The organism is Chryseobacterium sp. MDT2-18, from assembly GCF_030815285.1.
GTDB classification, from domain to species: domain Bacteria; phylum Bacteroidota; class Bacteroidia; order Flavobacteriales; family Weeksellaceae; genus Kaistella; species Kaistella salivictor.
The window spans coordinates 1-3,412 of sequence record NZ_JAUSWQ010000024.1 but is presented as its reverse complement, the minus strand read 5'-3'; the positions used below and the strand labels follow the sequence as shown (position 1 = coordinate 3,412).

The 3,412-nt window shown below is 46.1% G+C and carries 2 rRNA genes; both read right to left on the bottom strand.

Features of this window, described 5'->3' with window-relative positions:
* Window positions 1-54 precede the first annotated feature (54 nt).
* Window positions 55-162 (bottom strand): 5S ribosomal RNA (gene rrf / locus QF004_RS13850).
* Window positions 163-342: 180 nt separating this feature from the next.
* Window positions 343-3,105, bottom strand: a 23S ribosomal RNA gene (locus tag QF004_RS13845).
* Window positions 3,106-3,412 lie beyond the last annotated feature (307 nt).

Sequence of the window (3,412 nt, the reverse complement as noted above, 5' to 3'; positions counted from 1 at the left end):
CTGATTTCAGGTCACAAAAAAAGCCCATCAAAATAAATTGATGAGCTTTTAAAAAACTGGCGGCGACCTACTCTCCCGCGTTAGCAGTACCATCGGCGCTAGAGGGCTTAACTTCTGTGTTCGGAATGGGAACAGGTGAGCCCCTCTGCTAAAACCACCCTAAAGGTTGTTTTGTACAAAAGGTTGTACAGTATATGTATATTAGTAGGTTATAGATGCTAGGTGGTAGGTAGTAGACCGTGGTCTATCATCTATCCGTCTATCATCTTTTAGTCTAACTAAAAAATCGATAAAAACGTTCACAAAGAGCAAACCTTGTTGCACTTCCAAGTACCTTAATTAGGCAATAAATCTACGGGTAATTAGTACTACTCGGCTATGACATTACTGCCTTTACACCTATAGCCTATCAACGTTGTCATCTCCAACGACCCTTAAAAGATGTCTCATCTTGAGGCAGGTTTCGCACTTATATGCTTTCAGTGCTTATCCTTTCCAAACGTAGCTACTCAGCGGTGCTCCTGGCGGAACAACTGATACACCAGAGGTTTGTTCAAATCGGTCCTCTCGTACTAGATTCAAGCCCTCTCAAACATCTAACGCCCGCAATAGATAGAGACCGAACTGTCTCACGACGTTCTGAACCCAGCTCGCGTGCCACTTTAATGGGCGAACAGCCCAACCCTTGGGACCTTCTCCAGCCCCAGGATGTGACGAGCCGACATCGAGGTGCCGAACCTCCCCGTCGATATGAGCTCTTGGGGGAGACTAGCCTGTTATCCCCGGAGTACCTTTTATCCTATGAGCGATGGCCCTTCCATACGGAACCACCGGATCACTATGTCCTGCTTTCGCACCTGATCGACTTGTAGGTCTCACAGTCAAGCACCCTTATGCCATTACACTCTACGCACGGTTACCAAGCGTGCTGAGGGTACCTTTGAAAGCCTCCGTTACTCTTTTGGAGGCGACCACCCCAGTCAAACTACCCACCACGCAATGTCCTTCTTTTCAGAAGTTAGGCTCCAAATAAACAAAGGGTGGTATTTCAACGTTGACTCCACCGACACTAGCGTGCCAGCTTCAAAGTCTCCCACCTATCCTACACATTGTTTATTCAAAGTCAATACGAAGTTATAGTAAAGGTTCACAGGGTCTTTTCGTCCCATTGCGGGTACTCGGCATCTTCACCGAGACTACAATTTCACAGAGCTCATGGTTGAGACAGTGCCCAGATCGTTACACCATTCGTGCAGGTCGGAACTTACCCGACAAGGAATTTCGCTACCTTAGGACCGTTATAGTTACGGCCGCCGTTTACTGGGGCTTCAGTTAATTGCTTCGGTTACCCTAACAACCTTCCTTAACCTTCCAGCACCGGGCAGGTGTCAGACCCTATACAGCATCTTTCGATTTAGCAGAGTCCTGTGTTTTTGATAAACAGTCGCCTGGGCCTCTTTACTGAGGCCAGCATTGCTGCTGGCGTCCCTTCTTCCGAAGTTACGAGACTATTTTGCCTAGTTCCTTAACCATGATTCACTCTAGCACCTTAGGATTCTCTCCTCGACTACCTGTGTCGGTTTTGGTACGAGTTGCTTCACTTCGGCTTTTCTTGGAAGCACTTTCCCTACAACAACTTCGCCCGAAGGCTAGGTCTTGACTATTCCGTCAGTCTCCAGTAAGTACGGCACTCCGTCCCCTTTTTAGTGTGAGCAAGTATGGGAATATTAACCCATTATCCATCCACTTCCCCTTTCGGGTTCGCGTTAGGTCCCGACTAACCCTCAGCTGATTAGCATGGCTGAGGAAACCTTAGTCTTTCGGTGAGGGGGTTTCTCGCCCCCTTTATCGTTACTTATGCCTACATTTTCTTTTCTGTCCGCTCCACAACATCTCACGACACTGCTTCGGCGCAAACAGAATGCTCCCCTACCAGATATAATTCAAAAATTATAAATCCATAGCTTCGGTACTATACTTATGCCCGATTATTATCCATGCCGAACCGCTCGACTAGTGAGCTGTTACGCACTCTTTAAATGAATGGCTGCTTCCAAGCCAACATCCTAGCTGTCAATGCAGTTCAACCGCGTTATTTCAACTTAGTATAGATTTGGGGACCTTAGCTGTTGGTCCGGGTTCTTTCCCTCTCGGACATGGACCTTAGCACCCATGCCCTCACTGCTGCGAAACATTTATTAGCATTCGGAGTTTGTCAGGAATTGGTAGGATTTGACTCCCCCGCATCCAATCAGTAGCTCTACCTCTAATAAACTTGTCGCAACGCTGCACCTAAATGCATTTCGGGGAGTACGAGCTATCTCCCAGTTTGATTGGCCTTTCACCCCTACCCACAAGTCATCCGAAGACTTTTCAACGTCAACCGGTTCGGTCCTCCACTTTGTGTTACCAAAGCTTCAACCTGCCCATGGGTAGATCACAAGGTTTCGCGTCTAATACTACTAACTAAGCGCCCTATTCAGACTCGCTTTCGCTCCGCCTCCGTACCTGAAGTACTTAAGCTCGCTAGTAAAATTAACTCGTAGGCTCATTATGCAAAAGGCACGCCGTCACCCAACTTGTGGGCTCCGACCGCTTGTAGGCGTACGGTTTCAGGTTCTCTTTCACCCTTCTATTCGAAGTGCTTTTCACCTTTCCTTCACAGTACTTGTTCACTATCGGTCTTTCAGGAGTATTTAGCCTTGGAGGATGGTCCCCCCATATTCAGACAGGATTTCACGTGTCCCGCCCTACTCATTTATCATCTATGTATGCCTTTTAAATACCGGGCTATCACCGTCTATGGCTGTTCTTTCCAGAACATTCTTCTAAACATATAAAGACTTTTGGGCTAATCCGCGTTCGCTCGCCACTACTTACGGAATCTCTTCGATTTCTTTTCCTCCGGGTACTTAGATGTTTCAGTTCTCCGGGTTTGCTCTCTAATAAATTAGAGTGACTGGTCTTCAACCAGCCGGGTTGCCCCATTCGGACATCTGCGGATCAATTCGTGTGTGCCGATCCCCGCAGCTTTTCGCAGCTTACCACGTCCTTCGTCGCCTCTGAAAGCCTAGGCATCCGCCATACGCCCTTAACGATTTCTTTCCTAATAATATATTAGTTCAGTTTTTTGTCTAACATTGCTGTTAGACTAGTTTTATTTAAACTCGGCACTCGAAAGTGCTCGGTTTTCTCTTTGTGATGTTCTTATCGTTTATGTCAATGATCTTATATCTTATTAATCGTCTAATGAACAGAAATTGTTTTTGGCTCTTTCCGTAACTTTTAAACTAAACGCTTAATACGTGAATAATTAAGGTATCGCTCCTTATAATAAACATTCTATTATGTCTATCCTGCCTCCTCTGGCATCATTCTTAATTCTATATTGTAAATATCTTCTGTGCTTGCT